The sequence below is a fragment of the Microcoleus sp. PH2017_05_CCC_O_A genome (genome assembly GCF_020738785.1).
GTDB lineage: Bacteria > Cyanobacteriota > Cyanobacteriia > Cyanobacteriales > Microcoleaceae > Microcoleus.
Genome location: NZ_JAEQCB010000041.1, coordinates 17208 through 42154, shown reverse-complemented (window position 1 = coordinate 42154; position 24947 = coordinate 17208). Strand labels below are relative to the sequence as shown.

Sequence of the window (24947 nt, the reverse complement as noted above, 5' to 3'; positions counted from 1 at the left end):
GAGGGCGATTCCCTACGGGATAGCTTCGCACGCGCGTACTTTTACGTCACACATTCTCGGTACTGGCAGCCCGAAACCCGCTTTGTGCTTACCAGAAAGAATTGGTTGAAAGCCGTAACCCCGATCGGGAGAAATTAAAATCACACTATTCATTACTCCAATCCTCTTCCTTCTAGGTAGAGATCGCTCTCAAACTGTCAACTGTCAACTGTCAACTGTCAACTGTTGAAAGTCTGGGACACAAAACATCCGGTTTGCATGAGGAATATTTGCGGTATTTAAGATGCCGCGGCGATCGCCTTCAGCAGCATTTGAAACGAACCCACATCGAAAAACAGCAAAATGTCTCCTTGAATTTGCAGTTCTTCAATACTAAAGTGAGCTGGAGCCAACAGCACGCTCCCGGTATCGAGAGACTTTTCTTTTAACAGTAAATCCTCAATTTCTTCCTCTGCGTAATAGGGAACCTCATAGTCTAACGGTTGGTCTAGAACGTTGCCAATTGAACCCATGACACCGTTAATGATCATATTCCCCACCTCACTGAGGGTACTAATTTTGAGAGAATCAAGGTCAGGACTTCCCTTTTCTTCACCAGTGAGAACAGAAACTAAATTCACTGCACTTTCGGTAGGAAAAAGTAGCTGGGCGCTGCCGCTAAATGAGCCGTTAAAGCCTAGCTGCACCGTGGAAAGAGGCTCTATACCGAAGCGTTTTTTTAATTCGCTTCGCAGCTCATTGGCTGATACAAGGTCAATATCTGGAATCTGCAACTGGATGGGAAATTGAATCATTTCATTCAACATTCCAGCGGCACTTCCCACACCAATATTGATTAGCTCCTTCAAAGCATCTATTTCATCTGCTGTTAGCTCCACTCTGATATCTCCTATTTGCTATCCAGAGCTTTTTGGATTGCAGCCTGAATCTCGGGAGCTTTTGGGGGCTTTTTCAGCATCATAAATGCTCCCAATTCTTCGCACTTCTGCCTAGCGCTGTCTTGAATATCTGCTGAAAGTACGATGACTGGAATTTTAGAGCCTTTTTCGCCCAGGGCTTTTAGCAAGGCGAAACCGTCCATTTCTGGCATTAACAAATCTGTCATCATGCAGTCTGGCGACTTGGATGCAGCCATATCTAAGCCTTCTTGTCCGTTGGCTGCTTCTATCACTTGATGTCCGGCTTCTTCAACAGCTTTGCGAATCATCCGCCGAGAGAATGCTGCATCATCTACAATTAAAACTAAACCCATTTTGGCGCGCTCCTTAATAATTTGGAATTGGGAATTGGGAATTGGGAATTGGGAATTGGCTGAAAACCTTTGTATCTCTGGTTTATATCAGAGTCTAGATCTCCCTAAATCCCCCGATCGAAGCAGGGTAGTTTTATTGTCGGGAAAAGACATCTGAAACTACCGAAAACATCGCTCAAAGGTCGGATGGCCGATTAAACGCAACTGTCATATTAATCAAGGTACGTAGTTGGGCTTTAGCCCTCTTTAAACAGGGAGCATCTCAGTTTTGTGAAAAGCATTTTTTTTATTATAGTGCTGTCCCCGCTCGCGTATTCTACAAATCGCGAGTGGGGACAGCACTATAAATGCAAAACTGAGATGCTCCCTTTAAACATACCTGTATAGAGGGCCCAAGCCCAACTACGTACCTATTTCTATGATGACAATAAAACCGCCCTGCTTGTTAAGGGGGAGTAGGGGGCAAGCTAAGGGGGCATCTAGACCTAAGTATCAAACCGTTGATTGATACTACGTTTGAGGTATTTTTTGACCCTCATGTACGACTTCACATTAACCATTATTGATTACCAATTCATGCAGTACATCTGTTGAGATGTTCTGAACAATCTAAGAGGTAAGTTTTCATCTTACCTTTGCCTTTAACATCAATCATTCCTCTTTCTGCAAACAAATGTTTTGTTGACAACTGCTTGTAAGTGTCTTCTGTCACTTGAATGCAGCCGGGAAAACTATATTGTTCCATGCGGCTTGCCGTGTTTACCGTGTCGCCCCAAAGGTCGTAACTAAACTTTTTAGTTCCGATGACCCCTGCAACCACAGGCCCGGAGTGAATGCCAATTCGCAGGCTGTGAAATTCTTTTGTTTGTGTGTTTAGCCGCGTCATAGCTTGCTGCATGGCTAGGGCCATTTGCACGATCGCGTCAGCATGATCGTCCCGGAGGATGGGCAATCCAGATGCTACCATATAGCCGTCCCCAATAGTCTTAATTTTTTCTAAGCCGTATTCCTGAGTTAGCTGGTCAAATTCTGAGAAAATAGAATTGAGTTTGACAATTAATTCAATAGGAGGCATTTCTGAGGCAAGCTTGGTAAAGCCTACCATATCAGCAAATAAGACGCTGACATTGGGGAAGTGATCGGCAATTACTAAGTCTGGGGCTGATTCTTCTTGGAGCCGGAGTGCGATCGACTCTGGTAAAATATTCAGTAATAATTTTTGAGTTTTCTCTTGGCTTTCCATCAACTGCTGATACAGTTGAGACTGTTGAATCAAGCGCCGCACTCGCTGAATCAGCACTGGCCAGTGAATCGGCTTCGTCACATAATCTGTTGCTCCTACTTCAAAAGCTTGATTGACAGATTTTTTATCATCTAGTGCTGTAATCATCAGCACCGGGATTTTTTGCGTTTGGGGATTAGCCTGGAGTTGGGCGCAGCAAGTAAAACCGTCCATTACAGGCATCATCGCATCCAATAGGACAATATCTGGGAGAGTTTCTTGACAAATGTCCAAACATTCTTGTCCGTTTGATGCCTCAATTACCCGATAGCCTTCTTTTTCCATAATCCGGCGGGTAAATAGCTGCTGGGTTGCTTCGTCATCGACGATCAGAATTTGGGGCGTGGTTTGCGAGTTGATTCTAAAGTCAGCACTAATCATATTCTTGTGAAAATAGCATCAAGTTCTTAGTCAGCAGCAGATTTAATTTCTGCGTTGAAATGGATGAGTTCACTGTAGATCGATCGCACTCTGATGATTTTTAACAACTGTATAATCTCATACTCCATGGAATACTTAACTTTCGGCAACGGATAGGATAATCTGTCACTTTTTATACTGACATTTTGTTACAGTATCTGAAAAGTTAGCAATTGAGCCGTCACGTTGCTATTGAGATCGTGTTGAGAATTCTATCAGATTATGTCAGAACTTTTAAATTTTCGCAATTGGCTAAATGGCCTAAATGTTGAACATTTTGCGGAAAACGGGCGATCGATCGTCCCGCGCCACCGACACACCATATCGGGTTGCTTTTGTCAATTATTTTTGCTTTTTACACTCACACTCCTGGAGACAAGTGGCACTTTAAAAAAGGTACGTTGTTGCGCTTGAGCGCTCTATCGCAATAACGTACCTAAAAAACCTTTAAGTATTGTGATACTTGCGTACACGATTGACTCATTGAGATGCTGCAAATAAATCCGTTGCCGAACTTCCTTCTTCGATAGCAATCAACTAGATGACAAAGCCGCTTTTACCCGCTGATATTCGGCTGCAATTTTGCACATCAGAACCTCGCTACCTGAGAGAGTTTTCTTCCGGGCCATCTCTTCGAGCTGCGCGCACAATTGAAACAAAGGCATGGCTCCGACTGTCGTACAAGCACCTCTAAGAGCGTGAGCCGAGGCTTTAATTGCGGGAGCATTCAATTGATTGACAGCATCGGCGAGTTCCTGCAATTTTGGCGGTGCAACTTCCAGAAATTTATCTACTAGCTCGATCCAAAATTCTTCAGCTTCTTCTCCCAGTAAATCCGTCAATTCTTCAAAAGTTTGACTGTCAAGAGGCGGCAATTCTATTTCGGTTTGTGCTGTTTCGGGTAGAAAATTTTGCGGTGTGGCTGGCGGTAAAATTTGGGAGTTTTCTGCCTCTAATCTAGGAACTGTCACAGCAGGTAAAGTCGGAAATTTAATGTTATTAGTACCCGCTACAATTTCCCCAGAATTAGGAGGAAAATTTGCAACTCCCGATTGACTTCCACCTTCAATTTGTGAAATCAAAACACCTGCGCGGGCGATTAAATGCTTTAACTCTTCCAACGCAGTTTCATCAACTGCGGGTGCAACATTTTTCATTTCGTTTCCAGGCTGAGCTTGGGAAGCAGAGTCTGTCGGCTGAGTCTGCCAATTGTTAAGATCTGAATAGGATTTGGATCGCCCGGTTTGTCGATCGTACTGCGCGATCGCCTGAACGATCGCCTGGACTCGCACCGGCTTACTGATATAATCATTCATGCCAGCATCTAAACAAAGTTCGCGATCGCCCTGCATCGCATTAGCCGTCATCGCAATAATCCAAGGAGAAGTCGATTTTGGATTGTGAGATTGCTCGTCTGTTGCTGAAAATCCAGATTCTGGAGCTGGATTTTCTAATATTAAATTTCCCGAAAATCGCTGGCGGATCAGGCGAGTAGTTTCCAAACCGTCCATTTCTGGCATCTGCATATCCATAAACACAATATCGTATTCCGAACGCTCCAAAGCATCCAAAGCTGCTTGTCCGCTGCTGGCAAAATCTGCACTGTAACCTAACTTCTGCAACATCTGCCCTGCTACCATTTGATTGAGTTCTACATCGTCTACCAACAGCATTTTCAAAGGCAGTGTTTCGGCTAATTGTGAATTAAATTGAGGCTGCGAAAAACACGGTTGAATTGGGGTACATTCCCCGCCCAAGATGCGAAGCAAAACTTCATGGAGCTGTGCTTGCTTAATTGGTTTGTATACAAAAGCTGCGAATTCAACTCGCCCTTGAAATTCGCGGCGAGATGGCCTGCCCCCAGAACTCAAAATCATTAAAGGTAAATTTTTACCTTGAGGAAATTCTCGAATTTTTTCTGCTAAAGTAATGCCGTCCATTTCTGGCATATGAAAGTCTAGAATCGCTATGTCAAACATAGTTTCATATTGCAGCACTTTCAGCGCTTGCGCGCCAGATTTTGCTGCGCGGACAACCATTCCCCAAGACATAGCTTGCAGGGTAAGAATTTTGCGGTTTGTGGGATTATCGTCAACTAGCAGCAGTCGCAAACCTGCTAGTTGAGGCTGGGGTACATTCAGGTTTAATATTTCTTCATTAGCCGGTGCTGGCTGAGCTTTGATGCTAAAAGAAAATTTAGAACCTTTGCCGATTTCGCTTTCTACCCACATAGTGCCACCCATGATTTCGCTGAGGCGTTTGCTGATGGCTAAGCCCAAGCCAGTACCGCCATATTTGCGAGTTGTGGAACTGTCAACTTGACTGAAGGCTCTAAATAGTATGTTTTTGCGATCGGGCGAAATTCCGATGCCTGTATCCCTCACAGTAAATTGAATTTCGTAGTTACTACTTTCTGATGGTTCTAGATATTTAGAATCGGCAGCATCAGAGTCTGACAGAGAAGAATTTAAAGCTGGTTTATGCCTGAATTTTTCGCTGTCAAGCCCAATATTTATTTGAGAAATTGAGTTAGTTTGCGTAACTTCTACAGCATTGTCGGCAATGGGTTTTGCTGTTACTTTAACTACCACTTCACCTGCTTCGGTAAATTTGGTAGCATTGCCGAGCAAATTTATCAATATTTGGCGAAGTCTGGTGACATCTCCGTACAGGAAGGCGGGAACACTGGCATCCAATTCGCAAGCTAAGTCTAGCTGTTTTTCCGCAGCTTTCATCGCGACTAAATCTAAAGCTTCTTCGACACAGTTTCTGAGATTAAACGGTTCTTGTTCTAAATCCAGCTTGCCTGCTTCTATCTTAGAAAAGTCGAGAATGTCGTTAATAATTGCCAGCAAAGAATCGCCGCTGGTACGAATTGTATTCACAAAATTGCGCTGGTTTGGCGAAAGTTGCGTATCTAGCAACAGCTCAGTCATGCCAATGACTCCGTTCATCGGCGTGCGGATTTCGTGGCTCATCATTGCCAAAAATTCACTTTTGGCTCGGTTGGCAGCTTCGGCGTCAGTTGTGGCGCGTTTAAGTTCTTCTTCTATTACTAATCGGTGTTTAATTTCTTGCTGATAGGTTTGGATGCGCTGCGTTACTTCGGAAACATCTTGAACCGCTATTAAAGCATAAAAACCTTCTCCTTTGATGGCTGGTATGGGAGTGACGTTTGTGTTGTGAACTCTAGGTTTGCCGTTGGGTAAATTTGATGAAATTAGGGGCTGGTGGAGTTGAGGCGAAAATACGGTGGGCAAGCCATTGTTAAATACTTGTTTTAAGCGAGTTTGATATTTAGGTTCTTCGAGTTGGGGAAAGTGAGTTTTGAGGTTAGTTCCGATTATTTCTTTTTTGAGCAGCTTTGTCCACTGCTCTAGTGTGCGGTTCCAAAACAGCACGGTAAAATCGCGAGCGATCACGCACAATCCGATGGGAACGCGATCGAGGACGTTGAATCTTTGTTGCGCTTGTTCTATTTGTTCTAGCATTTTCTGTAGGGTGAAAAAGTGACGAAATTTATGTATACTTCAGAAGTTATCAAAAAAAAGCTTGGGAGGTAACAATGCAGAAAAATTATATTCATTTATTCTGCCAGCTTCTATCCGATCGCTGGCTCAATAAACCCGGTTTATACGATAAATAAGAGGTTTGGGGACAGGCATTTAGGAAGAAACGGGGTTTGGGCGCGCTAAGAGTGTGTAAGTCGTGCATTGTCCTTGGCAGTTGGTGCGGTAAACCCTGATACAGATTTTTTTGCCAGAGTTCAAAAACACGACTGCGGGACTGCGATGTTAATAATTTTTGCTAATTCGTATAGATATAGTATACTTATGAGGTCAAGTTGGCAATGATTTAGCTACGATCGCCAGATCAAAAGTAATGCTGACTGGGGCGCACTACAATTTTGAACTATTCGATAATTTATTTTAATCCAGCGTCAAACCGATGAACAAGGAACCGGATCGATGGAAATTGATGAAGATGTAAAGGAATTTCTGATTGAAGGCTACGAATACCTAAACCAAATTGAGGAGGATTTAGTAGCTTTAGAAAAAAATGATGCCGATAGAGAGGTGATGAATCGGATTTACCGCGGCTTGCACACGATTAAAGGCAATAGCGGTTTTTTGGGGGTGGAAAAACTTGAGTCTGTCGCGCACGCGGGAGAAAATTTGCTCAGCCTCTTGCGCGATCGCACTTTGACGATGACTCCCGATATTACTAGCGCTTTGCTGGAGACAATCGACGCGGTACGATCGCACATGGAAGCCCTGGAAAAGACGGGAGAAGAAAGCCCCATCGCCCACACCGCATTGCTCGATCGACTTTTGCAACTCCAAGAATCCGGCGGTACTGCATCTGAATTGTCGCCGAGTGCGATCGTCGAATCCAACTCAGTAACTCCAGAAGTTGCGATCCAGGAACCGGAAAAGTCAGAGTTGACACGAGAGCATTTGTATGCAGATGCTTTATTGTCGATCGAGCAATTGCTAATTCCCTCTGCTACCAATACTACCAGCCAACAGGTAAATGCTGCGGATACCGAGGGTGACAAATTCAAAATTTCCGATACTGCAATCCGAGTAGATGTCGGCTTGCTGGACAAACTAATGAACTTAGTAGGCGAACTCGTTTTGTGTCGCAACCAAATCTTAGAATTTGCCAATACCCAAACAGCAAACACCCAAAATGACGATACATTAAAATCAGTATCCAGCCGCTTAAACTTAGTTACTTCCGAACTGCAAGAAGGAGTAATGAAGACCAGAATGCAGCCAATTCGCACTATCTGGAACAAATTCCCCCGGGTAGTGCGGGACACAGCATTCAGCTTGGGCAAACAAGTACAGTTAGAAATGGAAGGCGAAGAAACAGAATTAGACAAAACCTTAATCGAGGCGATCGCCAATCCGCTAACTCACTTAGTCCGTAACTGCCTCGATCACGGCATTGAAACATCAGAAGTGCGAGTCGCCAAAGGCAAGCCCGCCTTCGGTAAACTGCTACTGCGAGCCTATCACGAAAGCGGTCAGGTAAACATAGAAATCTCCGATGACGGCGGGGGAATCGATCCAGAGCGAATTAAAAGTAAGGCAGTGCAAAAAGGAATGTTTTCTGCTGTTGACGCAGCTAAAATGAGCGATCGCGAAGCCCTAAATTTAATTTTCATGCCCAGTTTTTCAACCGCCGAAAAAATCACCAATATCTCCGGTAGGGGAGTAGGGATGGACGTGGTGCAGACACATATAGAAAAAATCAGCGGCACGATCGACGTTCAAAGTCAAGTCGGCAAAGGCACAACTTTTAAGTTAAAAATTCCTTTAACTCTGGCGATTATTCCGACATTAATTATTACTACCGGAGGATCTCGCTACGCAATTCCTCAAGTCAATTTGCTAGAACTGATGCGTTTGGAAGGAGAACAAATTAAAAAAATCGAAATGTTTCACGGAACGCCAGTCTATCGGTTGCGGGGGCGACTGCTGCCACTGATTTATTTGAATCGGGAATTACAGTTAGAAACAGGAATTGTAGAAAACGGCAAAAAATCGCAATTCGACACAGATGAGGCTTTAAATATTGTAGTAGTGCAAGCGACAGACAAACCTTTTGGGTTGGTGGTAGATGCCATCAACGACACGCAAGAAATTGTGGTTAAGCCTTTAGGAAAACAACTAAAATCTCTAGCTTGTTTTGCCGGAGCAACTATTATGGGCGACGGTAAAGTTGCTTTGATTTTGGACGTGCACGGGATTGCTCAGAAAACCCACATGACGGAGGCTCAGGAAAAGGCGATTTTAGCTGATGAAAACAGTCGCCGGGAATCTTCAGAACCTCCACAACAGTTGCTAGTATTTCAGGGCCCAGACTGTCGGCGGATGGCGATTCACCTATCGCGAGTTTGTCGCTTAGAAGAGTTTCCCCGCCATCTTTTGGAGCGAGTCGGGAAGCAGAATGTGGTGCAGTACCGCAACCAAATTATGCCGGTGATTTATTTGACGGCGGTGTTTGGTAGCGGCAGTGAGTCGGCTGATTGGGGGCCCAACGGTCTGGACGGGCGATCGCGCGCAGCAGATGATAAACTGCCGTTAGTCGTAGTGTCGATCGGCTCAGAACACCAAGTCGGTCTGGTAGTCGATCGCATCCTGGATATTGTAGAACAGGCGATCGACATTAAAGGTGCAGCTACTCAAGCAGGAATTTCATATTGTGCTGTGATTCAGGGTCAAGTTACTGAAATCCTCGATGTTGATGCAGTAATTAACAACAATTTATTCGGAGTCGAGCAGATGTTAGCAAGCACCAGCTCTGGCTATTAAAGGAATAATTAAACAATGCCTGAAGAAACTCTACTTTGTACGTTTTTTGTTGACAGCTTATTTTTTGGCATAGAGGTTGAGAAAGTTCAAGAAATCATCCGCTATCAGGAGATGACGCGAGTGCCGCTAGCGCCCGCAGTAGTCGGTGGATTGATAAACTTGAGGGGACAAATTGTCACGGCGATTGATTTGCGGAGGCGGTTGGATTTGTGCGATCGGCCTGTGGAACAATTGCCTTTAAATGTGATAGTGAGAACTGGCGATGAAACAGTCAGTTGGTTAGTTGACGATATTGGAGATGTGCTAGAAGTATCTCAAGCTGATTTTGAAACTCCTCCAGATACTTTTACTAGCAAAATACGCCCGCTAATTCGAGGAGCGTACAAGCTACAAGGGCAGTTACTGCTATTTTTAGATGTTGATAAAGTTGTAGATTTTAGCAGTCAGTAGTCAGTAGCGCGAGCGTCCCCGCTCGCGGACGTTATCAGTCATTAGTCATCAGTCATTAGTCATGTTTTGCGAGAACTTAAGCTCGGAAACGTGATTCGTCATTAGTCTCTGCTCGCGAACCTTAGTCATTAGTGCGAGCTTAAGTTATCACTAACAGTAGTCATTAGTCAGGGATGCACGAATAACTGTTGGGAGCATCTCAGTTTGGCATTTATAGTGCTGTCCCCGCTCGCGTATTCTACAACTCGCGAGCGGGGACGCTCGCACTATAATAAAAAAAATGCTTTTTGCAAAACTGAGATGCTCCCTAACTGTTTTTCCCTCTTCCTTCTGTCAAGTGTCAACTGTCAACTGTCAACTGTCAACTGTCAACTCTTCCTTCAATTACCATGCCGATAAGTATTGCAGATTTTGATTATATCCGAAAACTTGTATACGATCGCACAGGTGTATTCCTATCCGAAGAAAAGATGTACCTCGTTGAATCGCGTTTAGGGATGGTAGCTAAAGAAGCCGGAGCAAACTCCATCAGCGGGTTAGTTGCAGAGTTAAAACAAATCAAACAACAGCGTTTTAACCAACTTCACGAATCGACAGTCGAAGCAATGATGACCAACGAGACATTTTTTTTCCGAGATATCAACCCCTTCGAGATATTAAAAACATCAGTATTTCCCGAATTGTTAAAACAGATCCAGGGCGATCGCACTTTGAATATTTGGTGTGCTGCTTGTTCCAGCGGCCAAGAACCCTACAGTATTGCGATGCTGCTGCGCGAATACTTTCCGCAGTTAGCGAGAAATCAAGTACAGATACTTGGTAGCGACATTTCTACAGCCATGCTGAAGCGAGCAATTTCTGGATGCTACGCGCAGCACGAAGTAGTGCGCGGTTTACCAACAGCATTGTTACACAAATACTTCCAGCAGTGTGGCAAGGAATGGCAGATTAAAGAACACCTCCGCAAGGCGATCGAATTTCGCCAGATTAACTTGACAGAACCCTTTGGATCGATGCCTCAAATGGACATTATTTTTCTGCGAAACGTCTTAATATATTTTGATGTTCAGACAAAGCAATCGATTTTAGCGAGAGTGCGGCGGGTGTTGCGCCCCAAGGGCTACTTATTCCTAGGGGGAGGAGAAACAACTGTAAATCTTGACCCGGCTTTTGAGTTGGTGCAATTTGAAAAAGGTATATGTTATCGATTGAGATGATGTGCGGTCGATCGACTATCATAAAATTGGTTCGTAGTAAGGACTTTAGTCCTCTCTTGATTAATAGACAAGATTGCAAAAGTCTTTTTAATCAAAATTTAGGACGGGCTAGAAGCCCATCCTAATTATTTGTACAATTCAAGTCTAATCTTTAGGAATTAAGAAGGACTAAAGTCCGAACGATCGAACCTATAATTAAGAAGGACTAAAGTCCTCACTACTAACCTATAATTAGGTTAGTAGTGAGGACTTCAGTCCTCTCTTTTGGCTGCGCCCTCAGACCAAACAGGCAATTGATTAATCTTTTCCAGCGTGATATCTACATATTTTTTACCGTTCCCCGCCACATTTTCTCCAAAATATCCATCATCGCCGTCGTGCTTGTGAGGGCCGCTGAAAGCTTCTGCATAGCGGCCTTGCGAACGCGCTTGATTGAAAGGTGAAGTCGCGTACCAGTACCAGCGAGTCGGAAAAACGATGCCGCCAATATCCTCAATTGCATCGCGAGTGCCGCGAAAATGAAAAATGCGATCGGCTTCTGCAAAACCATTTTCTCCCGAAAACACGCCCCCAACCGAAACAACAGTAACTTCTGCATTCAGCCATTCCTTAAGATAACGAGTAGCACCTAAAGCAACTTGTGCGCCACCGCTAGTGCCAATTAAAATAACTTGCAAAGGTTTTTGAGGATTAGCTGAAATGGGAGATTGAGCATTCATGCGATCGATAATTACATTAGCAATTCCCTGATTGTATGCAAAACCGTAGCGATAATCTAGAGAAATTGCAAACCTCCAGAGATTGCGAATTTTGATAAATATATCGCCCGCAATTGGCCCGCTTTTTGCGTGTTCTGCAAACCGCCAAAAAGGAGCTAGCAACCGCTGTCCTCCTAAACTTTTGTTAGAAGCTGAATAAGGAAAAATATCCCCCACTGCTACGCACTGCGGGTGACTTTTAACTAAACGCTTGAGAAAAAACTCTTCTCCCGGCGTTAATTCGTTCCCCGAAAAATCGCCAACTCCCGGTAAAAAGATGATATAACAATTGATCGGCGAAGACTTACGCGCTTCTAGATTGCCGTTGTTTGAGGGCAATATCCCCGGCGGACTTTTCTTGATACCCAAGGTTTCGGCACTTTGACCCAGCCACCAGATCACAGTTCCGATCGGCGAAAGAATGCCCCAAATTATCAGGATTACACCTGCGATGGTCAACAAATTTAAACTTCCCCCGCGCAGCCACGCAAGTATCTGCAAAATCAATCTTAGCATTTAATAAAATCTGGTAGAATGCCTGTTAATTACCTAATTACGTAGAAATAGTTCGGTGAGTCTGCTGTATTAGAGCTTATTTTATCCAACTTGTCAACTATCTAGAGGAGCAGGGATTAAAGGTGAAGGGAGAAGATTCAATTACAGGTTTGCGGGCAACGCTTTGGAACGCACTTTCTTTGAACGGCAATTTTTATGAAAAAACTCCCTACACTGGCAGAACTAAGCGGATAGCTTTAACAATTGTAATTTTAGCAGCGGTGTCTCGGGTCTTGGGAAATGCCGTTATTTTGTTAATCAATCGAACTGAGCTATCTGTGTTATTTTTAGCACTTTGGATAGATGGTTTGGCAGTCGTGGGTGGTTATTTTTTTTGGAGTTTCACTATCTCGAAAATTGGGGACTGGCTGAAACCGGGTCACGTAACTTATGGGGAGTTGCTGGTGCCGATCGGATTTGCCTACGCCCCCCAAGTGCTAAATTTCTTAACGTTGATTCCGTTGCTGGGAGAAGGCATAGAGCGGATATTAGCTGTGTGGAGTTTGCTGGCTGTAATTGTGGCGGTTCGCCAAGGTTTGGATATTCAAACTCGCTGGGCGGCGTTAATTTGTCTGGTGGGTTGGCCGTTGATTCAAATTGCGATCGGCTTTGTGAAAGTTATTGAACAGTTGCTTGCACAATGGCTTTAAACTGACAGTTGACAGTTGACAGTTGACAGTTGACAGTTGACAGTTGACAGTTGACAGTTGACAGTTGACAGTTGACAGTTGACAGTTGACAGTTGACAGTTCGAGAGCGAACTCTATCCTTAAGTCCGAGGATGGGAGTAATGAATAGTCTGATTTTAATTTCTGTCTCAAAGGGTTCCGGCTTTCAACCAATTATTTCCGGTAAAATGAGGAAAATATTATAAGTTAAAAGGCAAAATCACCGCAAAAAATGCTGAGTCTCAAGCCCTCTTAATTTATTGGGCAAGCAGGCGACTAATAGCAATTAAAAAACGCTGTCGATTTGGTCGCAGGCGATCGCACGCCCGCAGCAGTCCCTTGACCTGTTAAAATAAAATTGCTTTAGGGTGCAATACTTTGGCTCAAAGCACGTGATTTGAAACAAAAGCATTCCCCGATCGCCCCCCGAGGCACTTTCGCTTGCTTTCTTTGAGAAAATGCTTGACACAGTGGCAGCCGCCAAGTAAAGTGAGATCCAACATTATTAGCCTTAATTTGCATTGCCACTTGTAGCTCGTATTGTACAGCGTACTCCGAGACGGCAACCACACCCCTGCTATTCGGCTCTCCCCACTGTCCGCCCCTAATTACTAGCGATACATTGTTAAAGAAGGAAATACACAAAAATTTACATATATAATTTGTGTAGTATTTCAAATCGCTCCTCACCAGCAGCGATACAGCCCTCGCCAAGACAGTAGGAAGGAAAAAATATGTTTGAACGCTTTACAGAACAAGCCATTAAAGCAATAATGCTAGCTCAAGAGGAAGCACGGCGCCTCGGTCACAATTTTGTAGGCACCGAGCAAATTCTTCTGGGACTTGTCGGCGAAGGCACTGGCATCGCTGCAAAAGTATTACTGGATATGGGCCTCAACTTGAAAGAGGCGCGCAATGAAATCGAAAATATCATCGGTAGAGGTTCCGGGTTTCTCCCGCCAGAAATTCCGTTTACACCCCGCGTCAAGCGCATTTTTGAGACGGCGCTGAATGAAGCGCGGCAGTTAGGCCACAATTACATCGGCACCGAGCACATTCTGCTTGGGTTGATTCAAGACGATGAAGGTGTGGCGGCGAAGGTGCTGCAAAACCTGGGAATCGATCGCCAGAGAGTTCGCACGCAGGTAATTCGTGCTGTGGGAGAAGTAGCGGCAGTACCCGGAGGCCGAGGAGATAGCGGTGGCGATCGCAAAATCCCAACTTTAGAAGAATTTGGCACTAACTTAACTAAGTTAGCAGCCGCCGGCAAACTCGATCCAGTCGTGGGCCGCGAAAATGAAATCGAGCGCGTGATCCAAGTGTTGGGGCGCCGCACGAAGAACAATCCAGTGTTAGTAGGCGAACCCGGAGTCGGCAAAACAGCCCTCGCCGAAGGCCTCGCCCAGCGGATTGTTAACAGAAACGTCCCGGAAATTTTAGAAGACAAACAAGTAATCAGCCTCGATATGGGTTCGCTGATTGCTGGTACAAAATTCCGAGGCGAATTTGAGGAACGGCTGACGAAAATCATGGCAGAAATTCGCGCTGCCGGCAATATCATTCTGGTAATCGATGAGATTCATACCTTAGTTGGTGCAGGCGCGATTCAAGGTAGCATGGATGCTTCCAATATGCTCAAACCAGCCCTCGCCCGAGGTGAATTGCAGTGTGTCGGCGCGACTACCTTGGATGAATACCGCAAGCACATCGAGCGCGATGCAGCCCTAGAACGCCGTTTCCAACCGATTAAAGTCGGCGAACCGAGCGTGGCTGAAACAATAGAAATATTGTACGGTTTGCGATCGGCCTACGAACAGCACCACCGACTGACAATTTCCGATGCAGCTTTAGAAGCAGCGGCTACACTGTCAGACAGGTACATTAACGATCGATTTTTGCCAGACAAGGCGATCGACTTAATTGACGAAGCAGGTTCCCGCGTGCACGTGCTGAACTCGCAAACCCCGCCCGAAGTTAAAGAACTCAAAAAACAACTTCCGGCCGTCAGTAAAGAAAAAGATGCTGCTGTGCGCGAACAAGACTTCGACAAAGCAGGCAAATTGCGCGATCGCGAATTAGAAATCGAAGCTGAAATCGCCGAAGCTACAATCAACAAAAGCCAAGTCAGAATCTCTCCCATCGTCACAGAAGAAGACATCGCCCACATCGTGGCAAATTGGACGGGAGTACCTGTTAGCAAGCTGACAGAATCGGAATCGGAATTGCTGCTGCATATGGAAGACACCTTGCACCAGCGTTTGATCGGTCAAGAAGAAGCTGTCAGCGCAGTTTCTCGGGCGATCCGCCGCGCGCGGGTAGGCTTAAAAAATCCCAATCGCCCGATCGCCAGTTTCATATTTTCCGGCCCCACAGGCGTCGGCAAAACCGAACTGACAAAAGCCTTAGCAACATATTTCTTCGGTTCCGAAGAAGCAATGATTCGGTTAGATATGTCCGAGTTTATGGAACGTCACACTGTTTCTAAACTCATCGGTTCGCCTCCGGGTTACGTTGGCTACGACGAAGGCGGCCAACTAACAGAAGCAGTCCGGCGCCGTCCTTACACGGTAGTCTTGTTCGACGAAATCGAAAAAGCTCACCCGGATGTCTTCAACATGATGCTGCAAATCTTGGAAGACGGCCGTTTGACCGATGCTAAAGGTCGCACGGTAGACTTCAAGAATACGCTGCTGATCATGACATCAAACATCGGTTCCCGAGTCATTGAAAAAGGCGGCGGCGGTTTGGGTTTCGAGTTTGCCGAAAGTGCCGCAGACGGTCAGTACAACCGGGTTCGCAGCTTGGTAAACGAAGAATTGAAACAGTTCTTCCGTCCCGAATTTATCAACCGCTTGGATGAAATTATCGTCTTCCGCCAGTTGAACAAGGCAGAAATCAAGCAGATTGCTGACATCTTGTTGCAGGAAATTTTCAGTCGCTTAACCGAACAGGGTATCACTTTGTCGGTGACAGACAAGTTCAAGGATTTGTTAGTTAAAGAAGGCTACAATCCCAGCTACGGTGCTCGACCATTGCGCCGCGCCATCATGCGGTTGTTGGAAGATGTACTGGCTGAGGAAATGCTGTCTGGGAAGCTGAAAGACGGCCAAAGTGCGATCGTAGATGTGGATGAAAACGGTCAGGTTAAGGTATTGCCAGGTGGCGAATCTGAACCGAGATTGCCGGAATTCGCATTGAGTCATTAAGTGCGATGACACGCAGATAAATAACGTCTGATTAAAAACCCGGTTTCTTGCAGGAACCGGGTTTTTAATTAAAAAATGCCAGTTTGTAAGGTGCAAAAGCAGTTTGTAGTGCGGACTTCAGTCCGCAAAAAGCTGCGGACTGAAGTCCGCACTACGAACTAAATCGCATTTTTTGGCATTAATCCTAATTAGATGAACAAACTAGGTGACACTTTAAAATAATCGCCGAGTGCCTTAGCTTGTGCTTTGCTAATTGCCCGCTTGCCATTGACAACCTCAGAAACTACGCCACTAGATCCAATGATGCCAACTAAGTCAGCTTGACGGGTGCCGCTGGCTTCCATGATGTGTTGCAAAATCTCGTGAGGTTCGGATTTGTCGATCGCATAGTTTTGATCCTCGTAAACTTCAATTAGCGTTACCAATAACTTGTGTAAAGCTTTTTCTTCGAGAGTGCGGTTTTTGGCGAACGTCAGCCCCTCTGCGACTGCTAGGAGGCGATCGTATTCTGCCTCGGTTTCGATCGCCCGTGGAGCGACCTCTGCCAGCAAATTGCTATAATTAGCTCGATCAAAAGTAAGGGTCATTTTTCCATTTGTTTTTATCGTATTCAGCGTGGGTTAGGAAATATTTGTAATAAACCGTTTGGCTCTCGTAGTCTATGCCGACAATCAGGCGATATTCGTTACCTTTGATATTAAAAACAGTGAAATTTCCCACTGCTTCGGCATCCCGGTAAATCTTGCGAACATCGTCCAAGTTCTGCCATTCTACTTTCTTGACAGTCGCATACCAGCTATCAATTTGTTTTTTGACATCGGGATACATGGCAGCGTCGTCACGGAGAGTGCGAATTGAAATTAGGTGCATGAATTTTTAATATCTTTTGTTGAATTTTTATCATCGATTTGCTCCATAGATCCAATGTGCATATGTCTTTATTCTCTCATTTTGAGAGGTAGATGTCAAGAGCCGATCGCCCCCAATCTTAAAAATTCTCAGAATTAATAAATAATCTGTGGAACGAAGCGGCTAAATTCACAAAAGCCACAGAATAAAGAAAAGAGAGCAAGAGAGGCGATCGAGATATGAGAAAGAAATGTCGAGATCGGGCGATCGCACAAACTTTACTGTCGCCCCTGCTTTTCATCAGACAAAGACTGCTGTTTTAGCAGTTTCTCCTCATGGTCTACAAGAGCTTTCTCCAACAGGAATGCTGCCAAATTGCTAGTCGATCGACCTTCTTGTTTCGCCCATTCCTCAAGGCGAGTGTAAATTCCGTCTGCTAAATATGTTGATAAGCGTTTGGTCATCAGAGACTAAGTTTTTGTTTAAGCTGAGTGTCAGTATATCGTTGGTGATTTCATAGCAATTTTACTGTCGCCCCTGCTTTTCATCAGATGGGGGTGGTGGCTGTTTTTGGATTTTTTCCTGTTCTTCTCTCGCAGCTTTTTCTAAAAGGAATGCTGCTAAGCTGCTGATTGAACGGCGTTCTCGATCGGCCCAATCTTCAAGGATGTCATAGATTCCTTCAGCTAAATAAGTTGTCAAGCGTTTGGTCATCGGAGATTTAGTTTTGTTTAAGCCGATCTTAAGTGTGCTGCATTTAGGTCTTTATGTCTAACTGTCACGTATCCACTACATATGTGTGACTATTGCGTGCTATACTCGGAACAGTCAAAAGCCAGCGCGTCCCCTAGGAAAGTTCGTCGCTGGCCTGTGGCTTCCCAAATTCAGGAGACCTAAAACCATGATAGAACCTTCCAGCGACGGGAGCGAATTTTCCCGCGGCTATCAGCAGGCCTTAGACGACTTCGGCATTTCGCAACTGCGATCGAAGATTCGCAGCTACTCTGACAGCGATTTCGATGCCCTGCGGATGCAGTTGAAGCAAAAAGAGCTCAACAGGTTAGCGGCGCATCTCATCGAAGAGCTAGTCGCCAATCTCAAAGGCAGCCTCATCGCCAGCTACCTCAACACTCTGAGAAAAGCAGGTGACTCTTCCAAACCTTGGGCAATCGTGCGGATTTTGCCCAATGCTCAAAACCACACTGTTTCCCGTTTTTGCAATCGCCAAGATGCGGACGATCATTTAAGAGCTTTGCGGCGGTTTGTGCGATCGGGAATCTTTGAGATTGCGTTCGATAGAGCTGGCGATCCAGAGTTAGATTAAACAATTAATAGCTCTGCTTTACGGTGGGTTTCTGCCCACCTTTGCCTATAATTGTTTGCTGATTCTTGTTCATTTAGACTCTCAAGTCGCGCCACAAAAAAAATAGTATGAGTCCAGCTTTTTATCCCAACACATCAACTACAGCAATTTCTATATCTGGAAAAGCTAGAATAGATAAAATCTTACCCCGCTGGAATCTTTGAATATTTTGGTATCCCGATGGAGAAGGTTCGCGATAAACTACGACACATTGCTCGTTAATATCTACCAGCCAAACTTCTGCAATACCCGCTTCAGCATAAAGAGGAATTTTGATATTTCTGTCAGTTTCAGCGGTTGTATCCGCTACTTCCACAATTAGTAAAATATCCTCCGACTGAGGATGTCCCAATTCATAAAAATCATCGCGCCGCCGCAGTAAGGAAATATCCGGTTCAGGTTCAGAGCGATCGTCCAATTCTACCGGGTCTTGGACTCCAATGGTTACTCTTGATAATAAGCGGATATAGAATAACTCTGTCAGGCGCTTGACATGGGATGTGTGCCTTCTACCGACGGCGGCCATTTGAACAATTTCTCCTCGAATCAATTCAACTCGATCATCTTTTGTCAAGATGCCAGATTCAATCATCTGATGATATTCTTTTACTGTGAACAGGCGCTTGATTAACTGAGTTGTCATCACTTATTTGGCGCTCCTTTTAGTTGCCCTTTTTCTGTTGCATCGCCTTTGCTGCTTTCACAATCTCAAATCGCGGCGCAAAAAAAAGGAATTTTTACCTATTGATTTTGGTTGATTTTTGCGCTATATTTTAGATAATCGTAGTGCTGACTTAAATTTTAAAATTGCCACCACTTCCATTATAATATGATACCTTTTTAAGCGGGGGATGTCAAGCCTTTGACCCCAAAAAAAAGGGCGTTTTTTTTACATTTTATCGCAAAAAAATAGAGTTTTGGTAAGCCCGCTCTTCCGGCGCAACAGGATTTGATTAGACGAGCAATTGCATTAATCTTTGATTGATAGAGCAACCGCAGATGTCATGGAGATCGACGCAGATTAACGCAGATACTTTGAAGAAGAGGGAGAGAATGAAACGAAGAGGTCTATTGCGGAAAATTCAATCCCACGATTGCAATTGTACAACCCAATGCTGGACAAAAGCTGAAATGCGATCGCGCCGCGTCTCAAAAGTAGCAGCAATCCAGATAAACACAATCCCGAAAGCCAAGCCGATCGCCCATTTAATCAGGGGATAGTCAAAAATCAGTACCACCAACTGATAGAAAACATTGATTAAGAAAATTCCTGTTCCCACAAACAAAAACGCCCGCACTCGCAGCCCCAAACCCGCAGCAATCGCCACCAAGCTAAAAAATCCTGCAACTAAACCGTGGTTGTGTTGAGTCAAAAGAGGTATCCCGCAAATCATCGCCGTGGCTAGCATTCGCAGATTGTGGCGCAGGGTTTTTTGGGCTGGTAGTTGCAAAGCGCGATCGTACTGAGCAACATAAAGGAAAGAAAGCCCTAAAGGAGTAAAATACCATTCGGGTTGAGTCAATCCGATTTGTCCAAACCAGCGCAGTAATACCCAGTCAACTATCGCCACACTCACGTAGGTAAAACGGACTTCGCGCTTTTCCCAAGCTAGGAAAACATAGAAGGCGGCAGCTATCAGAAAGCTAATCGGATAAAACTTAGCGGGAGATTCCACAATAGTGATGATTGGAATCAGAGAAGCGATTATCTTCCAGGGATTTTTTGACCAACCCCAGTTATCCCAAGGTAAGATGTAAATGAAATAGGCAAATAGAGAAGCAAAGGCAACTTTCCACGGCCCCAGTGGCCCGGAAATGTACTTGACTAAAGGTGTATTGATCCAGTAAAGCCGGATGCCAAAGGCTTCTAGCCAGCCTAAGTAAATCCAAATTTCTGCCCATTGGCGATCGAGATGATTTCGCCCTTGCAAGAAAGCGTATTGCACTAAGAGGGTACCAGTGACTAATCCTAAATTTAGCCCGGATTTAATATAGTTGCCAGAAGCTGAAATCAGGAGTATACTGCTTAAAACCCAGTGCAGGTGAGCAAATATTTTTAATTCGGCATTGGTTAAATGTAAATAGCTGCTCAACCAAGGAGATAAAATGCGATAGATATAGGTTAAAGTTGTGCCGAGAGTTGCTAGCACAATTAAGCCGTCGCCAAAAGATCCTCCTCGTGTTTGGGAAAGTTGATATAGTAGGGATTCGTAGGCGGATGCTGATACGCCAATTAATCCTAAATAAACCAAAGGTTTAAATTCTTGCTGCCGCCTACCAATGCCGATCGCAATTAAAGACGCACCCAACGAGATTAAACCTGTACTATTGGTAAAGGTGTCCGATCGCAAAATCAAGCCCAATACCCCGTAAAGTAGAGGTATCACGTGAATGCTGGGTAAAATTTGGCGATAATCGGGGTTGCGCCGCCGCCACCAATCGCCCAACAATTGCGTAGATAAGCCCAAGGCAATATTCGCGACTGCCAAATTAATCATATTGCGTCCAATAAAGCTCAAACCGACTGCTGTCAACAACTCCAAACTCCAAGCCAAGGCATAAATTGCCAGCGGGGAAAGTTTGCCCAAACTTCGGAAAACAATTGCAGCCACAGTTACCAAAGTAGCAGCCAAAACTTGAGTAGAGGCTGGTAAACTCAAGGTAGTGCGTACATCGTAGAGTTGAAAGGAATAAAGAGTGATGTTTGTCAACAGCAAGCTGGTGACTAAGATTGCCCAACCATCCAAAGCTCGATCGTAAATTTCAGCTAAGGTCGAAGGTTCAGGCAACGTGCTAAAATAACGAACTATCGTGCTGCGAAGCAACCAGAGACACAAAAGTGCGATCGCCCCAGCAATTGCCCAAGCCCAGCCAGACAAAAATCCTAATTGATAAATTACCGCAGCTACGAAACTCAAGCCAAATCCGACTTGTATTGCAGCCGCTGGTTGTTCAATTAAATAGTAAGTATTGACGAACATCAACAGCGCAGCCAAACCCAAACCCATTAACCTGTATACCGGAAAGTCAAAAATCAGAAATTGTGCGATTATTAGCGCGATCGAACTCAAGGTACTTGCAAGTTGTTTGTGCGAAGTTTCACTATATTTAGCAACAGCAGTCAAAGCCAAAGGAGTCGCCAGCCACATCAAACCCCACTGAGAGTGCATATTACTGTACAGCAAGATAAAGCTCAATCCTGCCAACACCAATCCCAGATACCAGGAACTTTGGAATAACGCAGGATGCCAGCGAAAGAATGCAGAACTTTCTCTGGTATTTGCAGATTTCATCCAGACAAAAAATCCCCATTCAGCCACCATCAATATCAATAACATTCCTGCCCAAACATAGTCTCTCTGGTTTGGCAAAAACAAGTCAATTGCCGAAGTGAAGCCGCACAAACCAGTAATGTGAGTCAGCGAAACCCAAAATGCCGGATTTCCCTTGGTATCAACAGCAGAAACGGGCATCAAAACTCGCGGGGAGTTATCGGGAATTAAGTATTTCCAGGCGATCCAACCTAGGGTTAAAGTAGAGATGGATAAATTGATCGATCGCCAAAACGGATTGACTACACTAATAATAGTTAAAACACTGCCCAAACCGAGAGCAAGATTTTCGCCAAAATGGGCAAGTGGAAACTTTCGCGATCGGTAGAGCCACTGCGCCGCACTTACGGTTAAAATTAAATAAGGCAACAGCAAAACACCCCAAAAAGCCCAAGGAGTTTGCCCAGAGTTGGTAAGCTGAGTTAAAAATGCAACAAATTGTGTTTTAATTCCTAAAGGAACCACTCGCCAAACCAGCCAAATGCTTTGAAGTCCAACGGCGAAAAGCATTAGCAAATCCAACTTTTGCCAAAACCGCACTAAGCGGTTATAAAAAAACCAAACAGCCAAGGCGCTAATGGCGATCGCCTGTAGAGGAATTTCGCGAAAACAAACCAGCCACCCCAAACCCAACAAACCCCCTCCGGCTAATTGCCAGTTAAAAAAGTTGCCGGGATTTGGCTCGTTAGATATATTGTTTCTAGTAGTTCCAGATGCAAGGGATTGCGGCCAATCTAGCCACGCTAACAGTACGCCACAAATTCCCAAAGCTAAACCCATTTCATGGATGTTGACATCCTTGACAAATATCGCCCGACCCAGTAAAATTCCCAAAGAATAAGCTACTAAAGCGGCTTTTCTGTAAGTCAGAAAATCTCTGCTGGAACTGAAAGCAGCGGCGGAAGTTTCAGTGTTTCCCCCGCGTGTGATAGATTGTACCCGTTGTTGCTGAACTTGATAAACTGTAGCAGCAGTAGTTCCCACCGTACCCAAGTAAACCGCAGCTAGGGCAAAGCCTGGAAATCCCCAACCCCAGTGCAAATAACTCAATCCCAAGTGATTTAGGGCGATCGAGGTAGTTACATTTTTCCCCCACAAACTTTGATACTGATCTTTAATAATTCTGCGCGTTATCCAAGTCAAAATAAATGCGGCGACGATGGCAACTGCCCAATCCCAAGGATATTTCCACAATCCAAAGGTGTCCATCGCCCAAAAATTTATCGGCACTAGCAACAGGGTAACTTCTTGCAAAGTTTGAGCAGTCAAGTGTAAATTAGGCTGTTTTTTTGCCCAACTGCCGATCGCCCAAAAAGTTAAAGTATAAGCTAACAAAACTCCATATTGTCCCGCCGCCGGAAATCTTTCCCACTGACTGGCAGCTAAGACTCCTGAGGAGACAACTACCATGAAAACTCCTAAAAATAACAGCCAAACGACGCTAATTTCGGCGATGAGGGACTGCAAAATTTGAGAGGCAAAAGTTGGGGTTTGAGGAGTTTCTGCGCGCTCGACAACGTTTTTTGTGGTTCTGGGTAATGCTTTTTGTGTTGCTAGAGCAGGTACTTTGGGTTCGGAAATAGGAGAACTCTGGCGATCGTCAATTTCAGAAAGGGCTACAGCGGGCTCGGGTATCGGGCAGACTAAATACTGTCGGCACAACTGCTCAACCTCAGCGGGCGAAATCAAACCCAGCCGCAGCCACGCATCTAAACCTGTCAACAACTCAGGATGCGACGCTAAGACGCTGAATTCTATTTTGCTCGATCGACCTTTAGGAGACGACATCGGCTTAAACTGCTACTAGCTACATTCCAGCTATAGCCTAGATTTCTGCCGATCGAACATCCGAGTATTCCGCCCTGAAAATTGGCACAATAAGTATCGATCGCAAAACCCAAAAATAACCGCGTACATCTGCGTGTATCTGCGGTTAAAAACTCCAAATTAGGAGACAGCATTGGAGCCAGAATTGCCGTGTTCTTACTTATTGATAGATTTCAGCAAAGTTTCCACACTAGCATTGTGGTCTATGAACGAAAACAAATGTTTAAATAGGAGTTTGCCCTCTGCATCCAAAACAAACTGAGCCGGCAAAGGAGCACCCAAAGCCTGACCGGTTTTATAGGCCCGAAACACTCTTACGCTTGGATCGGACAGCAGAGGCATTTTCAAGCCTAAATCTCTGACAACTATTTGGCTTTGCCTGTCGTCGGTGCTGGTTACCATCAATAATTCTATATTGCGATCGGCAAACTGTTCCCACTTTTCATTCAAAGCTTTAATGTGAGGAAAACAGAAAGGGCAATATTGCTTTTCAGTAAAAATTCGGGTAAAAGCCAGAACTACCGGCTTATCGCCCCGATAATTCGACAGCCGCACTAATTTGCCATTATTAATATCCGGCAATTCAAAATCTGGTGTCCTCTGTCCCAGCTTCAGAACATTAGTCGCGGGAACAGGCAATAAATTTTGGAAAAACCGCTGATTTAACAAGCCGCTAAAATCAGTAGAAGTCAGCATATTTGCTAATTTGGGAATGGGGAATTGAGCATTGGGCAATGGGCGAAGCGAAGCGGAGGGATTGGGCATTGCACCGAAAGTTTCGAGGGCGGGCACTCACAGGCGCCGCCCTACAACTCAAAACGATCGAGTTAGACAGCAGCAAAGAATACTTTCGACTTAACTGGATCGGGTGTCATGGTTTTGTCACCGGGCTGCCAGCCAGCGGGACAAACTTCATCGGGGTGAGACTGAACGTGTTGGATAGCTTGCAGAGTGCGGAGAGTTTCGTCTACGTTGCGGCCGAAGGCAAGGTTGTTGATAGTAGAGTGTTGGATGATGCCTTCTTTGTCGATGATGAACAGACCTCTGAGGGCAATACCTGCTTCTGGGTCGAGGACGTTGTAGTCGGAACTGATGGTTTTTTTGAGGTCAGCAACTAAAGGATAGTTGAGGTCGCCGACGCCGCCGGATTTGCGGTCTGATTGTATCCAAGCAAGGTGAGAGAATTCGCTGTCAACGGAGACGCCGAGGATTTCGGTATCGATTTTTTTGAAGTCCTCATGGCGATCGCTAAATGCTGTAATCTCTGTGGGGCACACAAAGGTGAAGTCCAAGGGGTAGAAGAACAGGACTACATACTTTTTGCCTTTATAGTCTGACAGTTTAACTGTCTTGAATTCCTGATCCACTACGGCTGTTGCTGCGAAATCGGGTGCAGCTTGACCAACCCGGAGGCATTCACTTGTCATAGATTTTGTTTCCTTTTT

At 44.9% G+C, this 24947-nt stretch carries 22 protein-coding genes; 6 read left to right on the top strand and 16 right to left on the bottom strand.

Translation table 11 applies throughout. The features are described 5' to 3' along the window. Positions 1-12: 12 nt before the first annotated feature. From JGK20_RS11655 to JGK20_RS11635, 5 genes are all read right to left on the bottom strand, one after another. On the bottom strand, positions 13-153 hold the full coding sequence (locus JGK20_RS11655; RefSeq protein WP_293230517.1) for a hypothetical protein: 141 nt from the start codon (positions 151-153) through the stop codon (positions 13-15). A gap of 125 nt (positions 154-278) precedes the next feature. Continuing rightward, on the bottom strand, positions 279-878 hold the full coding sequence (locus tag JGK20_RS11650) for a chemotaxis protein CheX (protein WP_293145984.1): 600 nt from the start codon (positions 876-878) through the stop codon (positions 279-281). A gap of 11 nt (positions 879-889) precedes the next feature. Beyond that, positions 890-1252, bottom strand: a complete 363-nt coding sequence (locus JGK20_RS11645) for a response regulator (RefSeq protein ID WP_293176612.1) — start codon at positions 1250-1252, stop codon at positions 890-892. 574 nt (positions 1253-1826) lie between these two features. Next, on the bottom strand, positions 1827-2915 hold the full coding sequence (locus JGK20_RS11640) for an adenylate/guanylate cyclase domain-containing protein (protein WP_293176610.1): 1089 nt from the start codon (positions 2913-2915) through the stop codon (positions 1827-1829). A gap of 572 nt (positions 2916-3487) precedes the next feature. Next, a complete protein-coding gene (locus JGK20_RS11635) occupies positions 3488-6445 on the bottom strand; it encodes a response regulator (RefSeq protein ID WP_293189193.1) in 2958 nt (985 codons plus the stop codon). Positions 6446-6922: 477 nt separating this feature from the next. Between JGK20_RS11635 and JGK20_RS11630 the strand changes: the two genes are divergently transcribed. The 3 genes from JGK20_RS11630 to JGK20_RS11620 all read left to right on the top strand — a co-directional run bounded on the left by JGK20_RS11630 (position 6923) and on the right by JGK20_RS11620 (position 10944). Then, positions 6923-9277: a chemotaxis protein CheW gene (locus JGK20_RS11630; RefSeq protein ID WP_293230515.1), complete on the top strand. Its 2355-nt coding sequence runs from the start codon at positions 6923-6925 to the stop codon at positions 9275-9277. A 15-nt stretch (positions 9278-9292) separates the two neighbouring features. Further along, entirely contained in the window at positions 9293-9727 is a 435-nt protein-coding gene (locus JGK20_RS11625; protein WP_293145970.1) for a chemotaxis protein CheW, read from the top strand. A gap of 389 nt (positions 9728-10116) precedes the next feature. After that, positions 10117-10944 (top strand): protein-glutamate O-methyltransferase CheR, encoded by an 828-nt coding sequence (locus JGK20_RS11620; RefSeq protein WP_293230511.1) that lies wholly within the window; start codon positions 10117-10119, stop codon positions 10942-10944. A gap of 251 nt (positions 10945-11195) precedes the next feature. Here JGK20_RS11620 and JGK20_RS11615 read toward each other — a convergent pair whose 3' ends face one another. After that, positions 11196-12218 (bottom strand): hypothetical protein, encoded by a 1023-nt coding sequence (locus JGK20_RS11615; protein ID WP_293212258.1) that lies wholly within the window; start codon positions 12216-12218, stop codon positions 11196-11198. A 122-nt stretch (positions 12219-12340) separates the two neighbouring features. Here JGK20_RS11615 and JGK20_RS11610 point away from each other — a divergent pair, with 122 nt between their 5' ends. Further along, positions 12341-12907, top strand: coding sequence for a hypothetical protein (locus JGK20_RS11610; protein WP_293176600.1), 567 nt, complete (start codon positions 12341-12343; stop codon positions 12905-12907). A 381-nt stretch (positions 12908-13288) separates the two neighbouring features. Here the strand turns inward: JGK20_RS11610 and JGK20_RS11605 are convergent, their stop codons facing one another. Beyond that, positions 13289-13603 (bottom strand): hypothetical protein, encoded by a 315-nt coding sequence (locus tag JGK20_RS11605; RefSeq protein WP_293189201.1) that lies wholly within the window; start codon positions 13601-13603, stop codon positions 13289-13291. Between the two features lie 56 nt (positions 13604-13659). Between JGK20_RS11605 and JGK20_RS11600 the strand changes: the two genes are divergently transcribed. Next, positions 13660-16131, top strand: a complete 2472-nt coding sequence (locus JGK20_RS11600; protein ID WP_293225161.1) for an ATP-dependent Clp protease ATP-binding subunit — start codon at positions 13660-13662, stop codon at positions 16129-16131. Between the two features lie 188 nt (positions 16132-16319). On the opposite strand, the gene JGK20_RS11595 is transcribed toward JGK20_RS11600, so the two are convergent. From JGK20_RS11595 to JGK20_RS11580, 4 genes are all read right to left on the bottom strand, one after another. Then, on the bottom strand, positions 16320-16718 hold the full coding sequence (locus JGK20_RS11595) for a transcriptional regulator (protein ID WP_293176596.1): 399 nt from the start codon (positions 16716-16718) through the stop codon (positions 16320-16322). Next, positions 16702-17001, bottom strand: a complete 300-nt coding sequence (locus JGK20_RS11590; protein ID WP_293230508.1) for a type II toxin-antitoxin system HigB family toxin — start codon at positions 16999-17001, stop codon at positions 16702-16704. Before JGK20_RS11590 ends, JGK20_RS11595 begins: the two co-directional genes overlap by 17 nt. Positions 17002-17258: 257 nt before the next feature. Further along, complete coding sequence (locus JGK20_RS11585; RefSeq protein WP_293176592.1) at positions 17259-17444, bottom strand: hypothetical protein; 186 nt, start codon at positions 17442-17444, stop codon at positions 17259-17261. A gap of 61 nt (positions 17445-17505) precedes the next feature. Beyond that, positions 17506-17694 carry a hypothetical protein gene (locus tag JGK20_RS11580; RefSeq protein ID WP_293189205.1) on the bottom strand — a complete coding sequence of 63 codons (189 nt, stop codon included), beginning with the start codon at positions 17692-17694 and terminating at the stop codon, positions 17506-17508. 187 nt (positions 17695-17881) lie between these two features. On the opposite strand from JGK20_RS11580, the gene JGK20_RS11575 reads away from it, so the two are divergent. Then, the gene (locus tag JGK20_RS11575) at positions 17882-18304 is read left to right on the top strand and encodes a hypothetical protein (protein WP_293230505.1); all 423 of its coding nucleotides are present in this window, start codon (positions 17882-17884) and stop codon (positions 18302-18304) included. Positions 18305-18425: 121 nt separating this feature from the next. Here JGK20_RS11575 and JGK20_RS11570 read toward each other — a convergent pair whose 3' ends face one another. The 5 genes from JGK20_RS11570 to JGK20_RS11550 all read right to left on the bottom strand — a co-directional run bounded on the left by JGK20_RS11570 (position 18426) and on the right by JGK20_RS11550 (position 24929). Continuing rightward, positions 18426-18986 (bottom strand): Uma2 family endonuclease, encoded by a 561-nt coding sequence (locus JGK20_RS11570; RefSeq protein ID WP_293205130.1) that lies wholly within the window; start codon positions 18984-18986, stop codon positions 18426-18428. A 439-nt stretch (positions 18987-19425) separates the two neighbouring features. After that, on the bottom strand, positions 19426-23463 hold the full coding sequence (locus JGK20_RS11565) for a hypothetical protein (RefSeq protein WP_293230502.1): 4038 nt from the start codon (positions 23461-23463) through the stop codon (positions 19426-19428). After that, the gene (locus JGK20_RS11560; protein WP_293176582.1) at positions 23430-23636 is read right to left on the bottom strand and encodes a hypothetical protein; all 207 of its coding nucleotides are present in this window, start codon (positions 23634-23636) and stop codon (positions 23430-23432) included. Before JGK20_RS11560 ends, JGK20_RS11565 begins: the two co-directional genes overlap by 34 nt. Before the next feature lie 22 nt (positions 23637-23658). Next, positions 23659-24198: a redoxin domain-containing protein gene (locus JGK20_RS11555; RefSeq protein WP_293176754.1), complete on the bottom strand. Its 540-nt coding sequence runs from the start codon at positions 24196-24198 to the stop codon at positions 23659-23661. Positions 24199-24329: 131 nt separating this feature from the next. Further along, complete coding sequence (locus JGK20_RS11550) at positions 24330-24929, bottom strand: peroxiredoxin (RefSeq protein WP_293176580.1); 600 nt, start codon at positions 24927-24929, stop codon at positions 24330-24332. Between the last annotated feature and the right edge of the window lie 18 nt (positions 24930-24947).